Here is a 26729-nt window from a genome sequence, read left to right on the forward strand (position 1 = left end):
CCGTATTGCGCGGACCTCTATGCATCCAACACCGTCATGGGTCGTCACCGGGAGCAAACTGCCGGTTCGACACAGTCAACGTGGCTTTTGAGCAACGTATTGTGGCGAAATTGCAACGGAGGTTCCCGGCATGTCAAGCCGAGCGGGAGCTGCGATAGACGGAAACGCCGAGTTCGCGGATCTTCTTGCGCAAGGTATTGCGATTGAGCCCGAGGAGATCAGCAGCCTTGATCTGATTTCCGCGTGTCGCCGTCAGCGCGGCAAGGATCAGCGGATACTCCATTTCGGTCAGCACACGGTCATAGAGGCCGGCCGGCGGCAGGGCGTCACCAAAACCTGCAAAATAGGTGCGCATGTTTTCCTCGACCGCCTGCGCGATCGTCATGCTGCCAACGGGCACGCCTGCCTTGGTGATTGGACTGTCGGAAATATCCGCCCGCAGCTCCTGCTCGACGATTTCGCGGCCGATGACATCCTGTGGATAAAGCGCCATCAGGCGGCGAACAACATTCTCAAGCTCGCGAACATTGCCCGGCCATGCATAGGATTTCATAACTTCGAGCGCATCCTGGTCGAAACGCTTTGCGTCCAGCCCTTCCTTCTCGCCCTGCTGGATGAAATGCCGGACGAGGTCGGGAATGTCCTCCGCGCGATCGCGCAGCGGCGGCAGCCGCAACGGAACCACGTTGAGGCGATAATACAAATCCTCGCGGAAAAGACCCTGATTGATGGACTGCTTCAGGTCCTTGTTGGTCGCAGCAACAATACGGACATCCGTGCGGATCGGCGTGCGCCCGCCAACGGTCGTATATTCGCCTTGTTGCAAGACGCGCAGAAGGCGCGTCTGCGCATCCATCGGCATGTCGCCAATCTCGTCAAGAAAGAGCGTGCCCCCCTCGGCTTGTTCAAAGCGGCCCGTAGAGCGTGTCTGCGCACCGGTGAACGCACCCTTCTCGTGACCGAACAACTCCGATTCGATCAGGTCTCGTGGAATGGCTGCCATGTTGATCGCAACGAAGGGACCGTGGCGGCGCTTGCCGTAATCGTGAAGAGCCTTGGCCACCAGTTCCTTGCCGGTGCCGGACTCACCCGTGATCATCAACGTCAGGTCAGTCTGCATGAGACGAGCAAGGACGCGGTAGATTTCCTGCATGGCTGCAGAACGACCGACAAGCGGCATCCCATCCTGCATGTCGTCGTCGAGGCGCGCCGGACGCTTCTTCGGTTCGGACAGGGCCCGGCCAATGATCGCGATCAGTTCGGTGAGATCGAAAGGCTTCGGCAGATAGTCATAGGCGCCCTTTTCGGAAGCCTTGATTGCAGTCATGAAAGTGTTCTGCGCGCTCATCACAAGCACGGGCAAGTCTGGCCGGGCCTTCTTGATCCGCGGCAGGAGATCAAATGCATTCTCGTCCGGCATCACGACATCGGTCACCACGAGATCGCCCTCGCCGGCCGACACCCAGCGCCACAAAGTGGCGGCGTTCGAGGTGATGCGCACATCATAGCCTGCCCGGCTCAAGGCCTGGTTCAGGACCGTGCGGATCGCAGCATCGTCGTCTGCAACAAGAATTGTGGCCGTCATTCGTATGTTCCCGTGGATTTGGCAATCGGCGCGTCGTCGAGTGCAATTTCTTTCGACATTGGCATCAGGACGCGGAAGGTGGTGCGGTTCGCCTGGCTCTCGCATTCGACGATGCCGCCATGGCCGCCGATAATCTTGGCGACCAGAGCCAGCCCCAACCCCGAACCATTGGTCTTGGTCGTAATGAAGGGATCGAAGAGATGCGGCAGAAGGTCGGATGGAACGCCAGGACCGTTGTCATGGACGCAGAATTCGAGCGGCAAGGAAATCTTCTCGCGCGAGCCGGCAACCGAGAGACGGATACCCGGACGATATGCCGTCGTTAGCTGAATCTCTCCGTCCGACCGTTCGCCAATGGCCTCGGCGGCATTCTTCACCAGGTTCAGGAACACCTGCACCAACTGGTCGCGATTGGCAAAGACCGGGGGCAACGACGGGTCATAGCTTTCGGTGATGCGAATGTTGCGCGCAAAACCCGCTTTGGCGACCGCCTTCACCTGATCAAGGACCGAATGGATGTTGATCGACTGGCGATCCACCGGACGCTCATCCGAGAACACCTCCATACGATCGACCAACGACACAATCCGATCAGTCTCATCGCAGATGAGCCGTGTCAGAGCCCGATCTTCATCGGTAACGGCAGTCTCCAGCAGCTGCGCGGCACCTCGAATGCCCGAAAGTGGGTTCTTGATCTCATGCGCCAGCATCGAGGCAAGCCCTGTGACTGATCGCGCGGCCGCACGATGCGTCAACTGCCGGTCGATCTTGTCGGCCATCGAGCGTTCCTGAAAAACGACAACGACATTTCCCGGCTGGCTCAGCACCGGAGCGACATAGAGATCAACGAGTTTTTCCTGGCCAAGTCGCGGCGAACTGAGGTCGACGCGGTATTCATTCACCGGCGCGCGACGTTCGCGCACCTGCTCGATAAGGGATAGAAGCGGACTGCCAAAGGGAATGAAGGTCGAGATACGATAGCGCGACAGATGTGTCGCGCTCGCGCCGAAAAAGGCCTCAGCCTCCCAATTGGCAAAAGCGATATGGCCGTTGGCATCCACCATTACCACGGGATTCTGGATGGCGTTCAAGACGGCCATGGCGAGGCCGGTCCCCTTGTCATTCGCCGTCATGCGGCCTCCTGTATGGCCTGGCCGGCAATCCCTTTGGAGAGAGCCTGCATCAAAGCCTTCGCAACCTGTTCGGGGTCCTTGGATGTCATCAGCGCCGCTTTTTCATCGGGCGCCACATCTTTTGCATGGCGATCAAGATACCAGCCGAGATGCTTGCGGGCATGCCTGACGCCAACATCCGCGCCATAATGCTCCAGCATCATCCGGTAGTGTTCCAGTGCGATGGCCGGAATGTCAGCCGCCTGCGGCCCATCATGCCCTGCCAATTGACCGGCATGCCAGGGACGTCCCTGGCAGGCCCGGCCGAGCATCACGGCATCCGCCCCCGACCGACGCAGGATATCAGCTGCGTCATCAGCCGTTTCCACATCGCCATTGGCGACCAAGGGAATCCGGATCGCGTCGCGCACGGCAGCAATCGCGTCCCAGTCGGCCCGCCCCTCGTAAAACTGCATCCGGGTACGGCCATGGACCGTGACCAACTGCACGCCAGCATCTTCAGCGCGCTTGGCGATATAGGGCGCATTGATGGAAGCACTGTCCCAGCCAAGCCGCATCTTGACGGTCACCGGGATCTTGACGGCCTTGACTGTCGCCTCGATCAGCGACAGCGCGTGGTCCGGTTCGCGCATCAGGGCAGATCCGGCATAACCGCCGATCACCTTCTTGGCCGGACAACCCATATTGATGTCGATGATATCGGCCCCGTTAGCCTCGGCAATCACGGCAGCCTCTGCGAGCCATTTCGCGTCTCGGCCGGCAAGCTGCACCATGTGGGGAGACAACCCTGCCCCCTTAAGCCGCGACCAGCTTTCAGCAGCATTAAACACCAGCTCCCGGCTGGCAACCATTTCAGTGACGACCAGCCCTGCGCCATAGCGGAAGGCCAATTGGCGGAACGGCAGGTCGGTGACGCCCGACATCGGCGCGAGCACAACACGGTTGCGTACGCGGACGGGTCCGATCTGAAACGGACTATCTAGGGTGACAGACGTCAAATGACTATCTTTCGAGCATCAGTGCATTCTGCACTATTTTTAGACAGTACCGAGGCGATTGCCAAGAGGCAAAGCCATGCCGTCGATAAAAAATCGTGCAGATGCTGGAAAAGGGATGTTCGAGCCGATAGAGCACGGTTGCGAAGATAATGTGTCATGGACCAGGCAGGGCAATGGAGCAAGAGCGGAGCAGAACAATCGGGATCATCCTCGTCGCTGCAGGCCGCGGGGAACGCGCAGGCGCTTCAGTCGAGGGACCCAAACAGTATCGGCGGATCGGTAACAAGCCGGTCATCTGGCACACACTGAAGCTTTTCCTCGAATGGCCCAAAAGTGGCCCCGTAGTTGTCGTCATTCACCCAGACGATGACACACTTCTAAAGGCCGCCACCTCGGATTTAGCCAGGCAGGATCACTTTATGATCGTGACCGGCGGTGCAACACGGCAGGAATCGGTCCTGAACGGATTGAGGCGTCTACGGGAAAGCGGCGTCGAACACGTCATGATCCATGACGGCGTTCGGCCCTTTGCGGACCATGCGCTCTTGGATCGGATCGCGACAGAGCTCGCCGCCGGTAAAGCCGCACTCCTGCCCGCGGTTGCCGTTACCGATACAATAAAACGGGCCGACGCATCCAAGGTTGTGACCGATACAGTTCCTCGCAAGGATCTCTTCGCCGCCCAGACACCACAAAGCTTCCACTATGAAACCATCCTGGCCGCTCATGAGCGGGCCGCACGCGAGGCAAGCATCGACTTTACAGACGACGCCTCGATTGCCGAATGGGCCGGCATCCCGGTTCATATCGTCGAAGGCTCCATCGACAATATTAAACTCACAGTGCAGAGGGATATCACCATGGCCGACGAAAAACTGAAGCGGGCCGCCCTCCCCGATGTCCGAACCGGCAACGGCTACGACGTCCACCAGCTCGAATCCGGCGAGGGCGTGACTCTGTGCGGCGTCTTCATTCCACACGACCAGAAATTGAAGGGTCACTCGGACGCGGATGTCGCCCTTCACGCTCTGACGGATGCGCTGCTCGCCACCTGTGGCGCAGGCGATATAGGCGATCACTTCCCCCCTTCCGACCCTCAATGGAAGGGCGCACCCTCGCGGATTTTCCTTGAGCACGCAGCCGACATCGTTCGCAAGGCGGGCGGCACGATCATGAATGCAGACGTTTCGCTAATTGCCGAAGCACCTAAAATCGGCCCGCATCGCCAAGCCATGCGCGAAAGACTCTCCGAAATCCTGGGCATCTCACTCGACCGCTGCTCGGTCAAGGCAACAACCAACGAGACGATCGGCTTCGTCGGCCGTCGTGAAGGCATCGCGGCAATCGCCACCGCGAGCGTCGTCTTCCGGGGAGCGGACTGATGGGGCTCTATCCCGCAGATATAGAAACCAAGGCTGCGACAATCATCGCTGCCTACCGCGAACGATGCTGGATGATCACAACGGCGGAATCCTGTACCGGCGGCTTGATCGCCGGCGCTCTGACGGAGATCTCTGGCTCCTCCGCCGTGGTGGACCGTGGCTTCGTCACCTATACCAATCAGGCGAAGATGGATTTGATCGGCGTCTCAGCCAAAACGCTGGAGGCCTTCGGGGCAGTCTCTAAGGAGACAGCCCTGCAGATGGCCAGTGGCGCGCTGATGCGCTCAAGCGCTCATGTTGCTGTGGCCGTCACCGGAATTGCCGGACCGGGAGGCGGATCGGACGAAAAGCCGGTCGGGCTCGTGCATCTGGCATTGAAGACCCGAAGCGGGCTGACCGATCACCGGGAAATGCGCTACGGGGAGATCGGTCGTCACCCGGTAAGGCTTGCGACGATTAACACGGCCCTTGAAATACTACTCAGAGCTGTGGAATAAGTCGATGTCAGCGGCATCGCTATTTTGCCACGGTTAATATCCCTTGCCCAATTTCCTGAAGGTTTGCATTTTCACATTTGGAGCAGCCGAATGAAGGCCTGGCAGATTTTCCGGCACGCCCTACGTCAACTCACCAGGAATTTCAAAGCAGCCGTCTCGGTCTCTGCCTTACCTCTAGGACTGGCGCTGATCGGATTATTGTTAGTGTCGGGTGACATCCTACTCCTTTCCCCACAGCAGATGCAGCAGCGCGTCAGCACCGGCCAAGCTGCGGGTGATGCCGGAAGATCCTTGATTGCGGTGGTTATCTTCGGTGTCGCATTTCTCTGGACAGCCGTTGCATGGCATCGTTTCGTGCTGCTGGGCGAACTGTCAGGTTGGCGCCCGCCCTTTCACGGGCGCCGAATGGCGGCTTACTTCGGCAAAGGGCTGTTACTCGGCCTGATCCTGATCATTCCGGCACTGATGCTGATGGCCTTCATCGCCATGCTTGCTGCGAGCCTGCCCGCTGGTCTTGTGCCCTACACCCTCTTTCTCGTCATACCGGCCTATCTCGGCCTTTCCACGATCACCCTTCGGCTGGCAACGATACTGCCAGGAGTTGCTCTCGGCCATCAGACTCCGCTTCTTGAGGGGCTGACGACGACTGGCGGAAACGGCCTTGTTTTTCTCGCGCTCGTGGTAATCCTGGCGCTCGCAGGACTCGTCACCGACCTCATCGCCCAAGCTCTCGCCGGCATCTCGCTAGGTTTGGTGTTTGTCTGGTACATCCCCGCCCAGTGGTTCCTGACCATGCTCGGGCTCTCTGTCCTCACCACGCTGTACGGCCATTACATCGAGCAGCGTCCGTTGATATGAATACTCAGAGCTCGGCGTAGATCTTATCCGCCCGCGTCTCGAAGGCTTCCGAGAACATCCGGAATGCACGGTCGAACATCGAGCCCATCAAGGCGCCGAGAATCCGGTTCTTGAATTCGTAGTCGATGAAAAAATGCACGGCGCAACCGCCATCGCCCGCCTCTTCGAAACGCCAGCGATTGTCGAGATACTTGAACGGTCCCTCGATGTATTTGACATCGATCGCCCGCTCCGCCGCGGTCAGCAGGACTTGGGTCGTGAAGGTCTCGCGGATCGCCTTGTAACCCACCGTCATGTCCGCCAGGAGCAGCTCCTTGCCATCACGTTCGCGGCGCGAGCGAATGCTCAAGGCCTCGCAAAGCGGCAGGAATTCCGGATAGCGCTCGACATCTGCCACAAGGGCATACATGCGGTCGGGCGAGTGCTTGACAAGGCGGCGGGTTTCGAACTGTGGCATATCTGGGACTTAAGCAGGGATCGCCTCGAGATCAAGAAGCTTGGCCATCTCACCATAGGATTTCAAAGCCAGAACAGTGGCACCAGAGTCACCGCGACGACCAGTCGCTGCCCCACGTGCTTATATCAAGCGCGAGTGAGCAACTTCTCCCGCGCCGCCTTCAGGCGTGCAAAATCATCACCGGCGTGATGCGAAGAGCGAGTCAGCGGGCTCGAGGACACCATCAGGAAGCCCTTGGTGTAGGCAATGTCCTCATAGGACTTGAACTCTTCCGGCGTAACGAAGCTCATCACCTTGTGGTGCTTACGGGTCGGCTGGAGATACTGGCCGATGGTCAGGAAGTCGACATCGGCAGTGCGCAGGTCGTCCATCAACTGCAGCACTTCATTGCGCTCCTCGCCAAGGCCGACCATGATGCCAGACTTGGTGAACATGGTCGGGTCGAGTTCCTTCACCCGCTGCAACAGGCGCACCGAGTGGAAGTAACGCGCACCGGGACGCACCGTCAGGTAATTGCCGGGAACGGTTTCCATATTGTGGTTGAAGACATCCGGTTTGGCGGCAACGACGCGCTCAAGAGCGCCCGGCTTCTTCAGGAAGTCCGGCGTCAGGATTTCGATCGTGGTTTCCGGCGAAGCCGCCCGGATGGCCCAGATCACCTTTTCGAAGTGCTCGGCGCCACCATCGGCAAGATCGTCCCGGTCGACGGACGTGATGACCACATGCGAGAGGCCCATCTGCTTGACGGCCTTCGCAACATTCTCAGGCTCAGCCATGTCGAGAGCATTGGGCTTGCCCGTCGCAACATTGCAAAACGCGCAGGCACGGGTACAGATCTCACCCATGATCATGAAGGTCGCGTGCTTCTTGTCCCAGCACTCGCCAATATTCGGGCAGCCGGCTTCCTCGCACACAGTCACCAGCTTGTGGCTGCGCACCAGTTCGCGGGTCTCATGATAACCCTTTGAGGTCGGCGCCTTGACGCGGATCCACTCAGGCTTGCGCATCACCTCGGTGTCCGGCTTATGCGCCTTTTCCGGGTGGCGAACGCGCTTCTCGTCCACGACTGCTGCTGTCGGATTGATCCTGTCGAGGATAGTGACCATGGTCTGACCCTGCCTGCGCCGCCAAAAGCGGAATTGTCGATATTACCGCCGAAGAAGCTTGGCGACGAAGAGAAGAAGGCTGGCACCAATGAAACTGGTGAGCAGGTAGCCCAACCAGTCGCCTTCAACGAAGATGCCGAGACGCCGGAAGATCGCCGCCGCAACCGCAGCGCCAACAATGCCGATCACGATGTTCATCAGGACCCCGAAGCGCATGTTCATGAACTTGCCAGCAAGCCAGCCCGCAAGGCCACCGAAGAAAATTGTCGCTAGAATGCCGACTTCGAACCCTGCCATAAACCGCTCCCGTTAAAAATCGCCCAATGGATGCTGCCGCCTATATAGGCGGCAGCATCCGCTGTCACAACTGGCCGTCAAGCGTTGAGCACGCGGCCATAGGCATCCAGCACGCTTTCCTTCATCATTTCCGACAGTGTCGGATGCGGGAAGATCGTGTGCATCAGTTCTTCTTCCGTTGTCTCGAGGTTCATCGCGACAACGAAGCCCTGGATGAGTTCGGTCACTTCCGCGCCGACCATATGGGCACCGAGCAGTTCGCCTGTCTTCTTGTCGAAGATCGTCTTGATCATGCCCTGGTCTTCGCCCAGCGCGATCGCCTTGCCATTGGCGGCAAAAGAGTAGCGACCGACGCGGATCTCGCGACCCTCGGCCTTGGCCTTGGCTTCCGTCAGACCGACAGAAGCGACCTGCGGGTTGCAATAGGTGCAGCCCGGGATCTTGGCCTTGTCCATCGGGTGAACGCCCGGAACACCGGCGATCTTCTCGATGCAGATGACGCCCTCATGCTCGGCCTTGTGGGCGAGCATCGGCGGGCCGGCAACGTCGCCGATCGCGTAAAGGCCCGGCACATTGGTCTTGCCGTAGCCATCGATGACGATGCAGCCGCGATCGGTCTTCACGCCGAGGGCCTCAAGGCCGAGGTTCTCGATATTGCCCTGGACGCCGACGGCGGAGATCAGGCGGTCAGCGGTGATCGTCTGGACCTTGCCGTCCTTGGTCTCTACATGGGCGGTGATGGAGTTGGCGCCCTTGTCGACCTTCGAGACCTTGGCCTCGGTGATGATCTTCAGGCCACGCTTTTCCAGCTGCTTGCGGGCGAAGGTGGAGATTTCCACGTCCTCGACCGGCATGATGTTCGACATCAGTTCGACGACGGTCACATCCACGCCCATGGAGCGGTAGAAGGAGGCGAATTCGATGCCGATGGCGCCCGAGCCCATGACAACCAGCGACTTCGGCATGAAGTCCGGCTTCATCGCTTCGAAATAGGTCCAGATCAGCTTGCCATCCGGCTCGATGCCCGGAAGCGCACGCGGACGGGCGCCCGTGGCGACGATGATGTGCTTCGCGGTGTAGGTGCCCTCGCCCAGCACGCCCTTCGGAACCGGGTTCTGCGGCTCGACGACGGGCTTTGACATCTTGCCGATGACGACTTCGCCGGGCTTGGAAAGCTTGGCTTCGCCCCAGATGACGTCGATCTTATTCTTCTTCATCAAGAAGGCGACGCCACCATTCAGGCGGGCCGAGACGCCGCGCGACCGGGCGACCACATCCTTCACGTCGGCGGTCATCGTGCCGTTCAGCGTCAGACCATAGGATTTTGCGTGATTGGCGTGATCGAGGATCTCGGCAGAGCGCAGCAGGGCCTTGGTCGGGATGCAGCCCCAGTTGAGGCAGATGCCGCCCAGATGCTCGCGCTCAACGATCGCGGTCTTCAGACCCAATTGAGCGGCACGGATGGCGGTAACGTAACCGCCAGGGCCGGAACCGATGATGATGACGTCATAGGCATTCGACATGGGTGCTTCCACTCCTCGGTTTACGGACCTCCGATCGGCAACCGCCGGAGGTCCGGTGCGGGATTGGAAGCGAACCCCTGCTTAAACGGCAGGCAAGCCGGCTTCCGGTTCATGACGAACCAGCATCCCGTAGATTTCATCCTTGAGCTGCATCCGCTTCTTCCGAAGTTCGACGATGTGGAAGTCGTCTGCAGGCTCGATATCGGTTTCGGCCCGGTGAATCACCCCGTTGACCTCATGATAGGCCTCGAACAGTCTGGCGAAATGCCCATCCGTTTCCTTCAGATGGCGCATCAGCGCGACGTGTTCCGGGAATTCCGCTGCCAGTTCGTGCGGTGTGTTTGACATGATCCCATCTCCTCTTTCGGGGTTGATGGGCTCAGGTTAGACGCAGCGCAGAAGACCTCCTTGATATTGATCAACGCGCCCTGCCGGAGGATGCAGGATGCGACCTTTCTTCAAAGCCCGAGCATCATCCGGACGATCGGCTCGAGGCCTCGTCCAATGGCGCGGGTGTCTTCGGCGTCTAGATGGATGCCATCAAGCGGCGTGGTTTCGGCCACCGATCCCGCGTCGAAGAATCCACATCCCGATTCGTCCGCCGCATCGCGATACATGCTGGCGAGCATGGCACCCTCGTCCACCGAGTGGTTGAACATGGCGCCGAACACCGAATTGGCCGTCTCACGGATCGCAGGCGGTGCGACGATCAGGATCTCGGGCTCTGCAAATTCGAAACCCCAGTCATGCTTTTGCACGAGCTTGACCAGTCGCTTGACGCCGCTGGTCGCGCCGATGGCCGTTCCTTGGATCCCGCGCTTGAGATCGTTGGTCCCCAGCATGATGATCACGAGGTCGATCGGCTTGTGCGTCGCCAGGATCGTCGGCAACAGCTTTGCGCCATTGCGTTCACAATCACCCAGATGATCGTCATAGGCGGTGGTGCGGCCGTTCAGGCCTTCGGCGATCACCCGGACCCCATGACCGAGCGCCTTTTGCAAGACGCTCGTCCAGCGGTCCTCGTAGGAATGCCGACCCAGGTTCACCGGGTCGTATCCCCATGTCAGGCTGTCGCCGTAGACAAGAACGGTCTTCATGGCACCGCCCCCTCAATCAGACCAGCATGCCCATCGGATTTTCGATGTAGCGCTTGAAGGCACCGAGCAGTTCGGCACCGAGCGCGCCATCGACGCAGCGGTGGTCGGTCGACAGCGTCACGGTCATGACATTGGCAACCTTCATCTCGCCCTTCTTCACAACAACCCGTTCTTCACCGGCACCAACCGCGAGGATCGTTGCATGCGGCGGGTTGACGACAGCCGAGAAGCTCTTCACGCCCATCATGCCCATGTTGGACACGGCCGTCGTGCCCCCCTGATATTCCTCGGGCTTCAGCTTGCGGTCCTTGGCACGCTTGCCGAGATCCTTCATCTCGTTAGAGATGGTGGACAGGCTCTTTTCCTCGGCCTTGCGGATGATCGGGGTGATCAGGCCGCCCGGGATCGAGACCGCCACGCCGACATCGGCATGCTTGTGCTTGACCATGTTGGTGTCGGTCCAGGAGACGTTGGCATCCGGCACGTCGCGGAGCGCGAGTGCGAGGGCCTTGATCACCATGTCGTTGACCGAGAGCTTGTAGGCCGACTTACCGTCCTTTTCAGGGGCAGCGGCGTTCAGCTGGGCACGCAGTGCCAGCAGTGCATCCAGTTCGCAATCGACGGAGACGTAGAAATGCGGGATGGTCTGCTTCGATTCCTGCAGGCGCTTGGCAATCGTCTTGCGCATGCCGTCATGCGGCACGAGCTCGTAAGAGCCTTCGGCAAAGTTCTTGAGGACGGCCTCTTCCGACGCACCCTTGGCCAGAACCGGAGCGGCGGCCGGAGCAGCAGCCGTTGCCGGAGCCGCCTTGACGCCACCGGCGGCAGCCTTCTCGACGTCGCTCTTGACGATGCGCCCCTTTGGACCGGAGCCGGACACAGACTTGATGTCGAGACCGGCATCCTTCGCCATCCGGCGAGCAAGCGGCGAAGCGAACACGCGCTCGCCGGTCGCGACGGCCGGCGCGGCAGAAACAGCTGCCGCAGGAGCGGATGCCGCAACCGGTGCCGGAGCAGCTTCAGCCTTCGGCGCAGGTGCAGCCTCGGCTTTCGCTGGCGCCGAACCACCGCCTGCTGCGGCAGCGGCCACGTCTTCGCCGTCCACTGCGAGGATCGCGATCAGCGCATTGACTTTCACGGCCTCGGTACCGGCCGGAACGACGAGCTTTGCAACGACGCCCTCGTCGACAGCTTCCACTTCCATGGTCGCCTTGTCTGTCTCGATCTCGGCGATGACGTCACCGGCTTTTACCGTGTCGCCTTCCTTGACCAGCCACTTGGCCAGATTGCCCTCTTCCATCGTCGGAGAGAGTGCCGGCATGGTGATGTTAACAGGCATGTGCCTCACCTCCCCTTATTTGTAGCAGACGGCTTTGACGGCCTGGACCACTTCGCCGACATTCGGCAGAGCGAGCTTTTCGAGGTTTGCCGCGTAAGGCATCGGCACATCCTTGCCGGCGATCGTAATGACCGGAGCGTCAAGATAGTCGAAGGCTTCGCGCTGAACTACGTTGGCGATGAAATCACCGACGGAAGACTGCGGATAGCCTTCTTCAACGGTCACCAGACGGCCGGTCTTCTTTACCGAGGCAAGCACAGTCGGCAAGTCCATCGGACGGATGGTGCGCAGGTCGATCAACTCGACATCGATCCCGTCCTTGGACAGTTCTTCGACTGCCTTAACCGCATAGGTCATGCCGATGCCGAAGGACACGATCGTCACATCCTTGCCGGTTTTGTGGATCCGCGCCTTGCCGATCGGCAGAACGAAGTTGTCCATCTTCGGCACTTCGAAGGAATGACCGTAAAGGATCTCGTTTTCCAGGAAAATGACCGGGTTCGGATCGCGGATGGCAGCCTTGAGCAGACCCTTGGCGTCGGCTGCCGTATAGGGCATGACGACCTTGAGACCCGGGATCTGGCTGTACCAGGCAGCGTAGTCCTGGCTGTGCTGCGCGCCGACGCGGGCAGCCGCACCGTTTGGACCGCGGAACACGATCGGCGCACCCATCTGGCCGCCGGACATATAGAGCGTCTTGGCGGCCGAGTTGATGATCTGGTCAATCGCCTGCATGGCGAAGTTGAAGGTCATGAACTCGACGATCGGCTTCAGGCCAGCCATGGCAGCACCAACGCCAACACCGGCAAAACCGTGCTCGGTGATCGGTGTGTCGATGACCCGGCGCGCCCCGAATTCCTGCAGCAAGCCCTGCGTGATCTTGTAGGCGCCCTGATATTCGGCGACTTCTTCACCCATGACGAAGACGTCGTCATCCGCGCGCATCTCTTCGGCCATGGCTTCGCGTAGCGCTTCACGCACCGTCATCGTCACCATTTCCGTACCGGCCGGCACATCCGGATCGGCAGCAATCTCAACCTTCGGCTGGGCCGGGACAGCAGCAGATGCAGCCGGCGCGGCAGCGACCGGTGCGGATGATGCTTCTACCGAGGCGGCAGCGGCCTTCGGGGCCGGAGCAGCATCGGCACTCTCGCCGTCCTGAAGCAGGATGGCGATGGCCGTATTGACCTTCACGTTCTCCGTTCCGGCCGCAATCAGCAGCTTGCCGAGCACACCTTCATCGACGGCTTCCACTTCCATGGTCGCCTTGTCGGTCTCGATCTCAGCGATCACATCGCCGGACTTGACGGTGTCGCCTTCCTGCTTGATCCACTTGGAGAGCGTGCCTTCTTCCATCGTCGGAGAGAGGGCGGGCATCAGAATTTCGATAGGCATGGGTTCCCTCCCCGATTACAAAAGAATGTCGGTGTAGAGCTCGGAAACGTCCGGCTCCGGATCGGCCTGGGCGAAATCGGCACTATCAGCAACGATGTCGCGCACATCCTTGTCGATGGCCTTCAGCTGGTCTTCCGAAGCCCAGCCATTTTCCAGGAGACGAGCCTTGACCTGTTCGATCGGATCCTGCTCCGACCGCATCTTCTGCACTTCTTCCTTGGAACGATACTTCGCCGGGTCGGACATGGAATGGCCGCGATAGCGATAGGTCAGCATTTCAAGAATGATCGGGCCCTTGCCCGAACGGCAATGCTCGAGCGCCTCGTCGGCAGCTGCCTTCACGGCGCGCACATCCATGCCGTCCACCTGGATGCCGGGAATGCCAAAACCGATACCGCGCTTGGAATAGTCAGCCTGCGCGGTTGCGCGCGCGGTCGACGTACCCATGGCGTAGCGGTTGTTCTCGACGATATAGATGATCGGCAGCTTCCAGAGCGCCGCCATATTGAAGCTTTCGTAAACCTGGCCCTGGTTCGCTGCGCCGTCGCCAAAATAGGCAACAGACACCGAGTCATTGCCGCGGTAACGGTTGGCAAACGCCAGACCGGTGCCGAGCGAGACCTGAGCACCAACGATGCCATGACCGCCATAGAAATGTTTCTCTTTCGAGAACATGTGCATGGAGCCGCCCTTGCCCTTCGACAGACCGCTGCGGCGACCCGTCAATTCCGCCATGACGCCACGGGCGCTCAATCCAAGCGCCAGCATGTGCCCATGGTCGCGATAGGCGGTAATGACCTGGTCACCTTCCTTCTGCGCCATCTGCATGCCAACAACGACAGCTTCCTGGCCGATGTAAAGGTGACAGAAACCACCGATGAAGCCCATGCCATAAAGCTGGCCGGCCTTTTCCTCGAATCGGCGAATGAGGAGCATTTCACGATAGGCGTGAAGCTCTTCATCAGCGGTGAAGTCCGGCGTATTTTTACCGGTGAATTCCTTGCTGGCGGTTTTAGCGGGTGACTTCCGGCTGGAAGCGGTCGCGGATTTGCGCGGCGCCATACATCCCTCCCATGGTTATTATGGTCCAAAGTGAGCCACAGAATAGGGAAGAATGACGGCCGCCGCAATGCCATAAATGCATGGCTCGCATTCCACGCAAACCATTGAAAAAAAACAAATATATCGGATTAACCGAATTCCGGTTAATCAAAAATACGTATTGAATATGACGATTTCGTCCGGCCTCGACATATTGAGCTGATAGCGCGCCTTCTCATCAATGATGTCTTCGTCAAGCGAACCATCACTCAGCAGACTGACATCCTTCTCCAGCGTCGCGCGCTGCTCCACGAGCTTGGCGAGTTCGGCGCTGCGCTCAATGCGCAGTTTTTCGTATTGCTGCCCAGCCCGGAGACCATAGTCCCCATGAATGGAATGATAGCCAAAATAGGAGAGGAAAGCGATGGCAACGGCGGGCAAGACGAAGCGACCGTATTTTTTCTTCTTGTAGTGTCTGGTCCACATGCCGACGAAAGCCCTGAAACGCGTTACTGGCCTTCAGTCTATCGGGCAACCCTTAACCCTTCGTTGACCCTGTCAGGCAAGGAGTGAGAAACCTCCGCAAAGACCAGCCAGCACCCGCCAATCAGTCATCGACAGTGAACACCCTTTGGCGCAAGTCCTGCCAGGCATCAATGTCGGCGGCAACCAGAAGCCCACCCGACACATGCCGCGGCAGATAGGCGGAACCATCGAACCGTGCAACATGGGCGCCAGCCTCGTGCATCATCAGGCTGCCGGCGAGATGGTCCCAGGGCATGAGCTTGTTGTACATGGCGAAATCCATATGGCCCTGCGCGAGCAGCCGATATTCGTGCGCCGCGCACCGATAGCTGGTGAACAGGCGCACCTCCGCGAGGTTGGAGAGAATGCGACGACGAGCATCAATGTCGAAGAAACCGGTATTGGCGATGCCGATCATCTGTGAAAGCGGCCGGCTCGGGCGCATGAACATCTGCTCCTGACTTCCGTCCGGCCTGCAGAGCCAAGCACCACTGCCCTTCTCGCAGAGGGCCCAGTCATTGCCGATCGGATCATAGATGATGCCGGCAACCGTTTCGCCCTTGCTGATCACCGACAGCATGACCCCGAACAAAGGCAATCCCGACGCAAAATTGAAAGTGCCATCGATCGGATCGACCACGACGGCGAGATCCGCATCCGTCAGCTTCTCCAGAAGGCCCGGATCCGCTGCGACCGATTCCTCACCGACGAAAAGCGCATCGGGCATCAACGCCTCGACGGCCGTCCGGATCAGGCGTTCGGCAGCCTCATCGGCCTCCGTGACGAGATCGATCGCCTCAGATTTCATCCGCACATCGCCATCCCCCAGATTGCGGAACCGTGGGAGGATCTCCACCACAGCAGCCTCCTGCAGGATGTTGGCGAGGGCTGCGATGTCGATGTTGCTCGTCATGAAATCTCTCCGATAAAACAGTCAGCCAAGACCAAGGCTTCAACATCCGACCTTCTAGCCGCTGGAAGGCGTCAAAGTACAGTGCGAAAGCCTGGACGATCGGTTGTCTCGGCTCGGGAAACATGCATGATCGTGAAAACAACACAATTCGGAGCCGGCCCCTGCCATGATTTCCAGGCGTTCCCTGATATCGACCGCCACCCTCCTCCTTGCGTCATCTGTCCTGCCGGCCGAAGCGGCGACGAAGAAAAAGGCGAAACTGGCAACGGGCCAGATCTACCTCTTCCGGGGCTTCGCCAATGTTTTTTCGATGGGCCTCGACACGCTCGGAAAACAACTCGCCGCGGAAGGCATCAAGGCCGAAGTCTTATCCCTGCCAAACTCTGCGAGCTTCGCGAAACGTATTGCGGATCGTTACAAGAGCTCCAAGGAGGCACGACCCATCGTGCTCATCGGGCACTCGCTTGGCGCCGACATGACCTTTGCGATTGCGAGCGCACTGAAACCGATGAAGATACCCGTCGAGCTGATCATCAGCTTTGACCCGACCGGCAGGGGGCCGGTGCCCGGCAATGTGAAGAAGACACTGAATTTCTTTACCGGCGACGAGAGCATCTGGTCACCTGTGCTACCGGCGCCCGGCTTCAAGGGCGAACTCAGCAACATCAACCTGCGCCAGGGCGAAACGGCAGTGAAGGGCATCGGCCACTTCAACGTTGACAAGAACCCCGAATTGCACGCCCGGTCGATCCAGGAAATCAAGAAGGTCCTTCGCCGCCGCGCGTAGACGAAATCAGGTCAGTTACAGCCGAAGCGACGCGCCACACTGCCTGATCTAGAACACTCCCGGAACGAGCCTCTTGGTACGCACGCAATAGGCGTCATACTCAGCGCCGAACGTCTCGCGCATCATTGCTTCTTCACGAGACTGGCGCACGCAGTAGAGGGCAAGGACCGCCACGAGCCCGGCGAATCCTGCGATCCAGTTGGGGATCAGCAGCGCTTGCGCGATGCCCCAGAGCATAAACGACGCATACATCGGATGGCGGACATGGGCATACACACCCTGCGTTACCAGCCGATGCCCTTCGCGGACCTCGAGAGTCACCGACCAATTCGTCCCCAGATCCTTGTGGCTGCGGCGAAACAGCCAGAGGAAGACGGCACCCGTCAGGACACCGGCGACGACGAGAATGGGCGAGTGCGAACGATCGGCAAGGCCACCCAGCAAACCAGCACGCCAGGCAATCGGCATGAAGGCCAGCCCGAGAGCGCAAAGTGTGAGCAGGGAAATGTCGAGTGGTGTCCGCTTGTCGAGCCTGGTCTTCTGCCGGCGCGCCCGGCGCATGGCCGGATAGCGCATGGCGCACCACGCCACGAGCATGATCGCCCAGAGAACGAAGGAAAGCCTGATCATGAAGTACCCTTTACTTTTTCCGGATCGACGCCCGCAAGCGGCAGGAATCCCGGTCTTGCCTCCTCTAGCCGCCGCGTACCGCAGCAGATCATGAAGAAGTCGTAGAAGTATCGCCGGCTGTTTGCCGAAATGAACTGGTAGTGCACGCGGAAGAAGTTGCGCTTGATCCGCTTGTAGACGTCGGGCTTGAGCATTTCGCGAAAACGCACCTGAAACTGCTGCGGAAAGACGTCACGGCGTTGATGCGTAAGACCAGCCAGGCGATAGGGGTCGCATTTATAGAAGTTGATGATGTCGGTCAGCGCCTGAAACTCGGCCCAGCGAATTTCGGAACATTTCGCCAGTGCCGCGAGCCTCTCCCGGGCGCGCGCTGCCGCAGGGTGAAGGGCGACCTTCAGCGATGTCGACCCGACCGTCAGCAGGGTAAAATTGACGGACTCGCCCTTCTTCTCAAGCCTATCGGCCAACAGTGCTGCAACATCGAGGATCAGCGCGCCGCCAGTCGAGTGTCCGATCAGCAGCACTTCGTCGTGGCGGCCCTCTGACAGTCGGCCGTCAATCATCGCCACCCAGGATTGGACCCGCCCATCCATGTCCGTCCGCCGGCAATGCAGATGCTCGCGACTGAACGACCAAAGGTCCATCAGGTGGAAAACGAAATAGCGCTTTCCAAGGTAACGGCCCGCGGCATAGGCAACGGCGGCACCCGCGGCCGCAGGCAAAATGGCGCCACCTGGCAGGCCGAGCAATGATACAATCCGAAACGCGACATGCCCTAGCCACAGGAAACCGAGAAGGGCAACAAACGGATAGAGGAAATAGAGGGCAAAGCGCCAATTGGTCTGAAAGAACCGAAACATCGTGCCGCTAACGACATAGTCGAAGAAGGCGAGCAGATAGGCCCACAGACGCACCGGAAATGCCCGTGCTCCATCGCGCCTCACAATATCGTCGAAGCTCAGGAACGTGATGTCGGCATCGCAACCGCCGTCCGGCCCCGTGTAATGAACCGTTGCGGTCGCGGAGGAATGATCGTCCGCATGAACTGGCACATCCATGCGCGCGTCGACTGACCAGCAGACGCAGAACCGCTCCAGTTCTCTGCCGATCCTGCGAAAGAAACCCTCGGCATCGTTGCGCTCATAGCCGCCGACGAGAAATACGGCACGTCGGGCCACCACCGGCCGGCTCAACTCAGACATACAGTCTCCCCAACCCCTCACAATTTCCGATATGCATAGGCACATCGGCCACCCTCTCTTCGCCAATCTGCAAGATGGCTCAAGCCGCGTCCAGCATCTCGCGGAAATTCAACAGATTTATGAGAGAATTTCCTCGTATCCAAGCCGGATTGTATCGGCAAGACGGCGCGACATCACTCTTTCGGCTGCGCCATCAACCCAGCAAAATCGAAGAGCTTCGGATCCAGCAGATGCGAGGGGTCGACATGGGCAAGAGCCCGCAGCATGGCATCCTTGCGCCCGGGCATCTTGGCTTCGATACCGGCCAGCATATCCTTCATCGCATTGCGCTGCAGCCCATCCTGCGAGCCGCAAAGGTCGCAAGGAATGATTGGGAATTCCATTGCCTGCGCAAAACGCGCCAGATCGTCCTCTGCAGCATAGGCAAGTGGCCTTAGCACGAAGAGATCCTTCTCGTCGTTCAACAGCTTGGCCGGCATTGCCGAGAGGCGTCCGCCGTGGAAGAAATTCATGAAGAAGGTTTCGAGGATGTCCTCTCGGTGATGGCCAAGCACCAGCGCTTGGCAGCCCTCCTCCCGAGCGATTCGGTAGAGATTGCCCCTGCGCAGTCGCGAACAGAGCGAGCAGTAGGTGCCGCCGCTCGGCACCTTTTCCTTCACGATCGAGTAGGTGTCGCGATATTCGATGCGATGCTTGACACCGATCGATGCGAGATAATCGGGCAGGACATGCTTGGGGAAATTCGGCTGCCCCTGGTCGAGATTGCACGCCACCAATTCCACAGGCAGAAGTCCCCGCCATTGCAAGTCGAGCAGAATGGCGAGCAGTCCATAGCTATCCTTGCCGCCAGAAAGTCCGACGAGCCAACGCTTCTGGCCCTTCAACATGTCAAAATCTGTCATCGCCTGGCGCACCTGCCGGATCAGGCGCTTGCGCAACTTATTGAAAGACACGGACTGAGGGGCGTGTGTAAAAACCGCATGAACACCCGACAGATCGAGCTCGTCATCGGCCTCGACGGGCTCAGACCCTTGCATGTCGATCGCCCCGGTCGCATTGACAATGTTCATGATGACTCCAGCCTTTGCGGCATTTCGAAAATGCAATGCCCGCTCCCGCCGCCAAGATCAAGTCCTGATGACGGCCGGACCGGAATGCTTGATCAGGCCCCGAACACGGACCAGCCCGTCCTGGAGGCCAGCATTTCCAGCGCAGCCGAGCCAAGCGCAGAATTGCCGACCTTATTCAACCCTGGCGACCAAACAGCGATCGATGCCTTGCCAGGCGCCACGGCCAGGATCCCGCCGCCGACACCGGATTTGCCCGGAAGACCGACCTGATAGGCAAAATCACCGGAACCATCATAGTGACCGCACATCAGCATCAAGGCATTGATACGCCGCGCACGCTTAGGCGACACCACCGAAAACCCGGTCAGCGGATTGGTGCCGCGATTGGCGAGAAACAGGCCCGCATGGGAGAGCTGCACGCAGCTAAGCGCCAGCGCACACTGGTGAAAATAGACGCCGAGGACATGCTCCACCGGATGATCAAGATTGCCGAATCCATGCATGAAATTGGCAAGGGCGAAATTTCTGTAACCCGTTCGCTGCTCGGACTGCGCAACCTTTTCGTCAATCGTCAACGTCTCGTCATCGGCCAGGTAACGCATGAAGCGCAGATATTCACCAATCGCCTCACGCGGTGCATGGCCGGCCAACACCATATCACTGACGACGATGGCGCCGGCATTGATGAAGGGATTGCGCGGAATGCCGTGCTCGTGTTCGAGCTGAACGATGGAATTGAAAGAGGAACCAGAGGGCTCTCGACCAACCCTTTTCCAGATCGCCTCACCCGCTTTGCCAAGCGCCAGTGTCAGCATGAAGACCTTGGAGATACTCTGTATGGAGAAGGGAACATCGGCATCGCCAGCCCTAAAAGTTTGCCCCTCGACGGTCGTGATGGCAATGCCGAACTGCTTCGGATCGACGCGTGCAAGCTCGGGGATGTAATCGGCGACCTTACCCTCACCAAGCCTCGGCTCGAGCGTCTTGACGATATCGTCGGCGATCGCTTGCAGATCCATTGTCATTCCCCTGCCCAAACGGATATCGCGCCATCATCGCGGCTTGATCTTGCAGTGCAAACAGAAAAAGCCGCCCCGAGGGGCGGCTTTCCACAAATCCGTCGCGCTGAAATCAACGCGAGTAGAATTCGACGACCAGCTGCGGTTCCATGATGACCGCATAAGGAACGTCCGACAGCATCGGCACGCGAACGAAGGTTGCAACCATCTTGTTGTGGTCGACTTCGATGTAATCCGGAACGTCGCGCTCTGCGAGCGAAACCGATTCCAGAACCGTGACCAGCTGCTTCGACTTCTGACGAACTTCGATAACGTCGCCAGCCTTGCAGCGGTAAGAACCGATGTTGACGCGAACGCCGTTGACCGTGACGTGGCCGTGGTTGACGAACTGACGGGCAGCAAACACCGTCGGTACGAACTTGGCGCGGTACACGATGGCGTCCAGACGCGACTCGAGCAGGCCGATCAAGTTTTCGCCAGTGTCGCCCTTGCGGCGGTTGGCTTCTTCGTACGTTGCGCGGAACTGCTTCTCGCGGATGTCGCCGTAGTAGCCCTTCAGCTTCTGCTTAGCGCGCAGCTGCACGCCGAAGTCAGAAAGCTTGCCCTTGCGGCGCTGACCGTGCTGGCCAGGACCGTATTCGCGGCGGTTCACCGGGGACTTCGGACGGCCCCAGATGTTTTCGCCCATACGGCGGTCGATTTTGTACTTGGATGATGCGCGCTTGCTCATCGTATTTCCTTCTCAAAGGGTTACAGCGGCTTGTTACCAATCCACCTTAAGGAAACACGCCCTCCTCTTAGCCTCCGTTTCCGAGGCTCTGACAGGCTTCTCACGTAAGCTAACGGAGAAAACCACGGGACATGTCAAAACAAACACCGGGCATTTCGGCCCGGCGTTGCGGCGTCATTAGGGGGCAGATGAAAAAATGTCAACAACCGGACTTGAACTTCGCCCATTCCAATCCAATTATGGCGATAACGTAGCACCGGGCCCCTCTGACGCGAGTGCCGGATTCCCGTGATGTCGGAGCTGCGAGTATCAACATAATCCGGCAAAGGATGTCCGCAATGGATTTTCTTTGGATTGACATTCTGGGCAAGCCTGCCTGGATGTGGCTCACCTTTATCGTCGTCGTTCTCTTTCTTCTCGCACTTGATCTTGGCGTCCTTCACAAGGACAGCCGTGAAATCGGCATCAAGGAAAGCTTCATCCTCTCTGCCTTCTACATCACGCTCGGCCTTGCCTTCGGTGGCTGGATCTGGTTCCAGAGCGGCGAGCAGGCAGGCCTTGAATATCTGACCGGTTTTGTTGTCGAAAAAAGCCTCGCAATGGACAACATCTTCGTCATTGCGATGATCTTCAGTTATTTCTCCGTCCCCCGTGCCTACCAGCATCGGGTGCTCCTCTGGGGTATCCTTGGTGTGATCGTGCTTCGCGGCGTGATGATCGGCGCGGGCGCTGCCATCGTCGAAAATTACAGCTGGGTTCTCTACATCTTCGCGGCCTTCCTGATCATCACCGGCATCAAGATGCTGATGACGGCAGACCAGGAATATGACGTCTCAACCAATCCGGTTCTCAACGTCTTGCGTCGCAGGCTGCCCGTTACCGATGGTCTGCGCGACGAGAAGTTCGTGGTGCGCGAGATCGACCCAAAAACCGGCAAGCTGAAGCGTTTCGTCACCCCGCTTTTCCTGGCCCTGGTCATGGTTGAACTGGCGGATGTGATCTTTGCCGTCGATTCGATCCCGGCGATCTTCGCAATCACCACCGACCCCTACATCGTTTACACCTCGAACATCTTCGCAATCCTTGGCCTGCGCGCACTCTATTTCGCGCTGTCTGCCCTGATCCACCGCTTCGCCTATCTGAAGTACGCTCTAGCCGTCGTCCTGATCTTCATCGGTTCGAAGATCTTCCTGGCTGACATGTTGGGCCTTGCAAAGATCCCGCCGGTCGTCTCGTTGACGGTCACCCTGGGCATTCTTGCAGCCGGTATTCTGGGCTCGCTCTGGGCGACGCGCAACGACGTGGCAGAGCCACAAGAGACGCCACCCAAGGCCTGATATCTACCGAACAGACAATGGAAAGAGGGGCGGCCAAACACCGCCCCTCTCTTTTTGTTGAGCCGTTTTCTTCCAGAAAATCGATCGTAAGGACCCGATAAGGCTGACAGTCCGAGGTAATTGGGCTATCCCATAGCTCCCTCCCCTATGAGCTTATTGCACCTGATGATCTCCCCCACAGTTCGCCTGATTGCCTTCGCCCTCTCATTCGTCGTCGCCCTATCGCCTTGCCTAACAATGGCCGAGGCTGCGGCACCGCCCCACGCGACCATCCTGGTCGATGCCGCGACCGGCCAAGTGCTTGAAGCCTCGAATGCGGACCAGCGCGTCTATCCAGCATCACTGACCAAGATGATGACGCTCTATCTGACCTTCGAAGCGCTGCATTCCGGCAGGCTCAACTGGGACCAGAGACTGGTCGTTTCGAAGAATGCGAATGACAAAGAGCCCTACAAGTTTGCGATCGGCGCCGGAAACACGATCACCGTTCGCGAAGCCGTAACGGGCATGGTGGTACTGTCCACCAACGATGCGGCCACTGTTATCGCTGAGACACTTGCCGGTTCGGAAGCAGCCTTCGGCCAGCTTATGACCGCCAAGGCCCGCGATCTGGGCATGGCGAACACTGTATTCACCAATCCGTCCGGCCTGCCCGATCCCGCGCAGGTGACGACCGCCACCGATATGGCACGCCTAGGCCTGGCGCTGATCCGAGACTTTCCCGAGGAATACAAGCTGTTCACTCTGCGGAACATGACATTTCGCAGCATGAAATTGCGCGGCCACAACGCCTTTCTGACACAATACCCCGGCGCAGACGGCATCAAGACCGGCTATACAAAAGCATCCGGCTACAACATCGTCACCTCAGCCACCAGAGGCGGCCGCCGTCTGGTCGGCGTCGTGATGGGCGCCAGAAGCGGTGAGGCGCGGACGGAAGAAATCGTTGGCATATTCGAACGATATCTTGGACCGCGCATGATCCAGGACATTACCAATGTAAAGGCAAAGCCATGACGGACACTGTTCTCGACCGACTTCTTCGCTACGTGGTGATTGACACCCAGTCCGATCCGACCTCGGACAGCCAGCCCTCGACAGAGAAGCAGAAAGACCTCGCCCGTGTTCTGGTCGAGGAATTGCTTGGACTCGGCCTGACCGACGCCCACATGGACGAGCACGGCAACGTCTATGCCACCATTCCCTCGAACTCCGACAAGGACGTTCCGGTCATCTGCTTCTGCTCGCATATGGACACCGCCCCGGACTTCACCGGGACCGGCGTGAAACCGCAGTTGGTCCGGAATTATCAGGGTGGAGACATCAGGCTTATCGGTGATACGAGCCAGGTAATCCGGGTCGCAAGCCATCCCGAACTTCTGAACCAGATTGGCAACGACATTGTCACCACTGACGGCACAACCTTGCTCGGCGCGGACGACAAGGCCGGCATCGCCGAAATCATGACTGCCGCTGCCATCCTGATCGCCAATCCGGACATCCGGCACGGCACGATCAAGATCCTCTTCACAACCGATGAAGAGATCGGCCGAGGCGCTGACAAGGTGAATCTGGAAAAACTCGGCGCACGCTTCGCCTATACGATGGACGGCAGCACCGTCGGCGAGATCGAAAACGAGACGTTTTCGGCCGACGGCGTGACGATCGACATCACCGGCCTCGCCATGCATCCCGGCTACGCCAAGGACAAGATGGAAAACGCGATCAAGATCGCCAGCGACATCGTCGCCCGTCTGCCGCGTGACATGGCACCGGAAACGACGGATGGCCGCATCGGCTTCATTCATCCCGTTGGCATCTCCGGCAGCATGGAATCGGCGCATATCCAATTGATCCTGCGGGATTTTACCGAAGAAGGCCTGAGGGAAAAGGAAGCATTGCTGCGGGCGATCACCACGGACGTCTTGGCGACCTATCCGGGCTCGACCCATACGTTCCAGGTCAAGCATCAGTATCGCAACATGAAGCAGGTGCTCGATCAGCATCCTGAAATCATGGACAACCTTGCCGAGGCCGTACGCCGCGTCGGCCTCGAACCCGTTCAGCACAGCATCCGGGGCGGCACCGACGGCTCACGGCTTTCCTTCATGGGCTTGCCCTGCCCCAATATCTATACGGGCGGCCACGCCTATCACTCGCCGCTCGAATGGGTCAGCGTTCAGGATATGGAAAAGTCGGTCGAAACGATCGTCGAACTGGTCCGGGTCTGGGAAGAACGCGCAGCCTGATTGAGTGCGCGAACAGCGGCGGCCTATTCGGCCGCCGTCTGCGCTGGCGCATCGCCATCCATCAGATTGGGATCACCCGGCCGGGTCTCGGCTTCGAGATCCGGGAAGGCAACGATGCGCTTACCGGCAAAATCGGTATGCACCACCACCAGCCCCTGCTCTTCGAAATAGCCGAGAAGACGCCGTGCCCGGCGCGCTGAATGCGTGCCATAGGCCTTGGCGATCCGCGGATCGGATGGGCATTCCTCCTGGCGCAGGGCCGCCTTTGCCAGAAGAAGGAAAACGCCCTGCAGATCGTCGGAAACGCGAACAGAAAGCTCGAGCGCCTGCGCCCAGCCTTCGCTGGCAGCCGTCTCCTCGTCGACACCAGCCCTGGCAATCGCGACGCGACGGCGGAATTCGCCCATCGGCATCGGCGGACCGTTAACGCGGCGCATACGCGCCCGCACCAGAAACTCCTGATAGAGAACACTGTCCGTGCGATAGGCTGCCTGCGGATCGCTCAGAATTTCCGCCAGAACCGCCGAAAGCCGATCCTCTCGTTCTTCCGCCGACATCTCCGGCGTCCTCGGCGCGCTTTCAGCCGCCGAGGACATCCCGGACAGCGGTGTCGACCGGGACAATTCCGCGAGAATATCCGTCGTCGGTCGGGGTGCAGGTGCTGTACGCCGAACGACCGGCCGCGTGAACTCCTCCGGGTCAGGCGTGAAGATCAGGTCCTCGACGTCCTGTGGCGCATCTGGCAAGGGCATCAGCATCGGCGACGAAGAGCGCGCCGAGGTCTCGACCGCGCCGATCACGATCGGCAGCGGACGACGCGACATCGCCGGCCCGAGAGCGACGAAGTTGCCGCGCTGCAGATCGCGGAACATTTCCGCTTGACGGCGATCCATACCGAGCAAGTCGGCCGCACGCGCCATGTCGATATCGAGGAAGGTTCGGCCCATCAGAAAGTTTGACGCTTCCGCCGCGACGTTCTTCGCAAGCTTTGCGAGGCGCTGTGTCGCGATCACACCCGCCAGACCACGCTTTCGACCACGGCACATCAGATTGGTCATGGCACCCAGCGACATCTTGCGCGCATCCTCGGAAACATCTCCGCCCACCGAAGGCGCAAACATCTGCGCCTCGTCGACAACGACAAGCACAGGGAACCAGAATTCTCGATCCGCATCGAAGAGACCATTGAGGAATGCGGCCGCAGCACGCATCTGCTGCTCGATATCGAGACCTTCCAGCGTCAACACACAGGAGACACGATGGCGTCGGATGCGGTCCGCAATACCCGCGAGCTCGGCTTCAGTCCGCTCGCCGTCCACGACCACATGGCCGTATTTGTCGGACAGCGTGACGAAGTCGCCCTCGGGATCGATGATGACTTGCTGGACCCATTGGGCCGACTGCTCGAGCAAGCGGCGCAGAAGATGCGACTTGCCGGAGCCGGAATTGCCCTGAACCAGAAGACGCGTTGCCAGCAGCTCCTCGATATCGAGCTTTGCAGGCTGGCCGCCCTGCACCGTTCCCATATCGATTCCGACTTTCACTGACGCCACCCTTGC

The 26729-nt window shown here is 59.3% G+C and carries 27 protein-coding genes; 7 read left to right on the top strand and 20 right to left on the bottom strand.

The window, feature by feature from the left end; genetic code table 11:
- Positions 1–133: 133 nt before the first annotated feature.
- The 3 genes from ntrC to dusB are packed head-to-tail and all read right to left on the bottom strand — an operon-like array spanning position 134 to position 3716.
- The gene (gene ntrC / locus IP76_RS12950) at positions 134–1585 is read right to left on the bottom strand and encodes a nitrogen regulation protein NR(I) (RefSeq protein ID WP_054158635.1); all 1452 of its coding nucleotides are present in this window, start codon (positions 1583–1585) and stop codon (positions 134–136) included.
- Positions 1582–2718, bottom strand: a complete 1137-nt coding sequence (locus tag IP76_RS12955; protein ID WP_054158636.1) for a nitrogen regulation protein NR(II) — start codon at positions 2716–2718, stop codon at positions 1582–1584. Before IP76_RS12955 ends, ntrC begins: the two co-directional genes overlap by 4 nt.
- The gene (dusB, locus tag IP76_RS12960; protein WP_054158637.1) at positions 2715–3716 is read right to left on the bottom strand and encodes a tRNA dihydrouridine synthase DusB; all 1002 of its coding nucleotides are present in this window, start codon (positions 3714–3716) and stop codon (positions 2715–2717) included. Before dusB ends, IP76_RS12955 begins: the two co-directional genes overlap by 4 nt.
- Positions 3717–3889: 173 nt before the next feature.
- On the opposite strand from dusB, the gene IP76_RS12965 reads away from it, so the two are divergent.
- The 3 genes from IP76_RS12965 to IP76_RS12975 all read left to right on the top strand — a co-directional run bounded on the left by IP76_RS12965 (position 3890) and on the right by IP76_RS12975 (position 6453).
- Positions 3890–5098: a bifunctional 2-C-methyl-D-erythritol 4-phosphate cytidylyltransferase/2-C-methyl-D-erythritol 2,4-cyclodiphosphate synthase gene (locus IP76_RS12965; protein WP_082352525.1), complete on the top strand. Its 1209-nt coding sequence runs from the start codon at positions 3890–3892 to the stop codon at positions 5096–5098.
- Positions 5098–5595 (top strand): CinA family protein, encoded by a 498-nt coding sequence (locus IP76_RS12970; protein ID WP_054158639.1) that lies wholly within the window; start codon positions 5098–5100, stop codon positions 5593–5595. Before IP76_RS12965 ends, IP76_RS12970 begins: the two co-directional genes overlap by 1 nt.
- A 90-nt stretch (positions 5596–5685) precedes the next feature.
- A complete protein-coding gene (locus IP76_RS12975) occupies positions 5686–6453 on the top strand; it encodes a hypothetical protein (protein ID WP_054158640.1) in 768 nt (255 codons plus the stop codon).
- 4 nt (positions 6454–6457) lie between these two features.
- On the opposite strand, the gene IP76_RS12980 is transcribed toward IP76_RS12975, so the two are convergent.
- From IP76_RS12980 to IP76_RS13030, 11 genes are all read right to left on the bottom strand, one after another.
- Positions 6458–6910, bottom strand: a complete 453-nt coding sequence (locus IP76_RS12980; RefSeq protein WP_054158641.1) for a type II toxin-antitoxin system RatA family toxin — start codon at positions 6908–6910, stop codon at positions 6458–6460.
- A gap of 125 nt (positions 6911–7035) precedes the next feature.
- Positions 7036–8016 (bottom strand): lipoyl synthase, encoded by a 981-nt coding sequence (lipA, locus tag IP76_RS12985; protein WP_054158642.1) that lies wholly within the window; start codon positions 8014–8016, stop codon positions 7036–7038.
- 42 nt (positions 8017–8058) lie between these two features.
- Positions 8059–8313, bottom strand: coding sequence for a GlsB/YeaQ/YmgE family stress response membrane protein (locus IP76_RS12990; RefSeq protein ID WP_054158643.1), 255 nt, complete (start codon positions 8311–8313; stop codon positions 8059–8061).
- 77 nt (positions 8314–8390) lie between these two features.
- Positions 8391–9836: a dihydrolipoyl dehydrogenase gene (gene lpdA, locus IP76_RS12995; RefSeq protein WP_054158644.1), complete on the bottom strand. Its 1446-nt coding sequence runs from the start codon at positions 9834–9836 to the stop codon at positions 8391–8393.
- Positions 9837–9917: 81 nt separating this feature from the next.
- A complete protein-coding gene (locus IP76_RS13000) occupies positions 9918–10184 on the bottom strand; it encodes a YdcH family protein (protein WP_054158645.1) in 267 nt (88 codons plus the stop codon).
- A 110-nt stretch (positions 10185–10294) separates the two neighbouring features.
- Positions 10295–10933, bottom strand: a complete 639-nt coding sequence (locus IP76_RS13005; RefSeq protein WP_054158646.1) for an SGNH/GDSL hydrolase family protein — start codon at positions 10931–10933, stop codon at positions 10295–10297.
- 16 nt (positions 10934–10949) lie between these two features.
- Positions 10950–12272, bottom strand: a complete 1323-nt coding sequence (locus tag IP76_RS13010) for a pyruvate dehydrogenase complex dihydrolipoamide acetyltransferase (protein WP_054158647.1) — start codon at positions 12270–12272, stop codon at positions 10950–10952.
- A gap of 15 nt (positions 12273–12287) precedes the next feature.
- On the bottom strand, positions 12288–13667 hold the full coding sequence (locus IP76_RS13015; RefSeq protein WP_054158648.1) for a pyruvate dehydrogenase complex E1 component subunit beta: 1380 nt from the start codon (positions 13665–13667) through the stop codon (positions 12288–12290).
- Positions 13668–13682: 15 nt separating this feature from the next.
- Entirely contained in the window at positions 13683–14729 is a 1047-nt protein-coding gene (gene pdhA, locus IP76_RS13020; RefSeq protein ID WP_054158649.1) for a pyruvate dehydrogenase (acetyl-transferring) E1 component subunit alpha, read from the bottom strand.
- Between the two features lie 147 nt (positions 14730–14876).
- Positions 14877–15194, bottom strand: a complete 318-nt coding sequence (locus tag IP76_RS13025; protein WP_054158650.1) for a septum formation initiator family protein — start codon at positions 15192–15194, stop codon at positions 14877–14879.
- Between the two features lie 121 nt (positions 15195–15315).
- Positions 15316–16146, bottom strand: a complete 831-nt coding sequence (locus IP76_RS13030; RefSeq protein ID WP_054158651.1) for an inositol monophosphatase family protein — start codon at positions 16144–16146, stop codon at positions 15316–15318.
- 166 nt (positions 16147–16312) lie between these two features.
- Between IP76_RS13030 and IP76_RS13035 the strand changes: the two genes are divergently transcribed.
- Positions 16313–16933, top strand: a complete 621-nt coding sequence (locus IP76_RS13035; RefSeq protein ID WP_054158652.1) for a thioesterase domain-containing protein — start codon at positions 16313–16315, stop codon at positions 16931–16933.
- A gap of 48 nt (positions 16934–16981) precedes the next feature.
- Here IP76_RS13035 and IP76_RS13040 read toward each other — a convergent pair whose 3' ends face one another.
- The 5 genes from IP76_RS13040 to rpsD all read right to left on the bottom strand — a co-directional run bounded on the left by IP76_RS13040 (position 16982) and on the right by rpsD (position 21584).
- Positions 16982–17563, bottom strand: coding sequence for a protein-S-isoprenylcysteine O-methyltransferase (locus tag IP76_RS13040; RefSeq protein WP_054158653.1), 582 nt, complete (start codon positions 17561–17563; stop codon positions 16982–16984).
- On the bottom strand, positions 17560–18765 hold the full coding sequence (locus tag IP76_RS13045; protein ID WP_054158654.1) for a hypothetical protein: 1206 nt from the start codon (positions 18763–18765) through the stop codon (positions 17560–17562). Before IP76_RS13045 ends, IP76_RS13040 begins: the two co-directional genes overlap by 4 nt.
- Before the next feature lie 173 nt (positions 18766–18938).
- Positions 18939–19835 (bottom strand): tRNA 2-thiocytidine(32) synthetase TtcA, encoded by an 897-nt coding sequence (gene ttcA / locus IP76_RS13050; protein WP_054158655.1) that lies wholly within the window; start codon positions 19833–19835, stop codon positions 18939–18941.
- Between the two features lie 92 nt (positions 19836–19927).
- Positions 19928–20860 (bottom strand): glutaminase, encoded by a 933-nt coding sequence (locus tag IP76_RS13055; protein WP_054158656.1) that lies wholly within the window; start codon positions 20858–20860, stop codon positions 19928–19930.
- A gap of 106 nt (positions 20861–20966) precedes the next feature.
- On the bottom strand, positions 20967–21584 hold the full coding sequence (gene rpsD / locus IP76_RS13060; protein ID WP_054158657.1) for a 30S ribosomal protein S4: 618 nt from the start codon (positions 21582–21584) through the stop codon (positions 20967–20969).
- Positions 21585–21922: 338 nt separating this feature from the next.
- On the opposite strand from rpsD, the gene IP76_RS13065 reads away from it, so the two are divergent.
- From IP76_RS13065 to pepT, 3 genes are all read left to right on the top strand, one after another.
- Complete coding sequence (locus tag IP76_RS13065; RefSeq protein ID WP_054158658.1) at positions 21923–22921, top strand: TerC family protein; 999 nt, start codon at positions 21923–21925, stop codon at positions 22919–22921.
- A 165-nt stretch (positions 22922–23086) separates the two neighbouring features.
- Complete coding sequence (locus IP76_RS13070; protein WP_054158659.1) at positions 23087–23938, top strand: D-alanyl-D-alanine carboxypeptidase family protein; 852 nt, start codon at positions 23087–23089, stop codon at positions 23936–23938.
- On the top strand, positions 23935–25170 hold the full coding sequence (pepT, locus tag IP76_RS13075) for a peptidase T (protein WP_054158660.1): 1236 nt from the start codon (positions 23935–23937) through the stop codon (positions 25168–25170). Before IP76_RS13070 ends, pepT begins: the two co-directional genes overlap by 4 nt.
- Positions 25171–25193: 23 nt before the next feature.
- Here pepT and IP76_RS13080 read toward each other — a convergent pair whose 3' ends face one another.
- Entirely contained in the window at positions 25194–26714 is a 1521-nt protein-coding gene (locus IP76_RS13080) for an ATP-binding protein (RefSeq protein ID WP_054158661.1), read from the bottom strand.
- Positions 26715–26729: the final 15 nt, after the last annotated feature.

It is taken from the genome of Rhizobium sp. AAP43 (assembly GCF_001296045.1).
Classification (GTDB): domain Bacteria; phylum Pseudomonadota; class Alphaproteobacteria; order Rhizobiales; family Rhizobiaceae; genus Allorhizobium.